We start from the raw sequence: 240 nt of genomic DNA, 5'->3' as shown, positions 1-240 counted from the left end.
TTATTTCATTTAAAGTTTAATCTGATAGATTCGTGACTCCTCGTCCCAAGGATGATACCCATTACCGATATATTCAAAACCGTATTTTTCATAATAGCCAATGTGCCCTGTACAAAGATGTAAGAATTCATAACCAGCTGATTTGGTAGCTTTTTTCGCATAGTCAATTAAGATTCTTGCATACGCAGTACCACGATGTTGTTCTTCAATATATAAGGCACATAACCAAGGGTATAAATC

1 protein-coding gene is annotated in these 240 nt (G+C 35.0%); it reads right to left on the bottom strand.

What is annotated here, in order from left to right; all coding sequences use genetic code 11:
- Positions 1-9: 9 nt before the first annotated feature.
- On the bottom strand, positions 10-240 hold a 231-nt coding region (locus ACRHOC_RS15095; RefSeq protein ID WP_431159437.1), incomplete at its 5' end, for a GNAT family N-acetyltransferase.

The sequence above is a fragment of the Winogradskyella poriferorum genome (genome assembly GCF_050618035.1).
GTDB classification, from domain to species: domain Bacteria; phylum Bacteroidota; class Bacteroidia; order Flavobacteriales; family Flavobacteriaceae; genus Winogradskyella; species Winogradskyella poriferorum_A.
The sequence above is the reverse complement of the archived record's forward strand: the minus strand, read 5'-3'. Positions and strand labels throughout refer to the sequence as shown.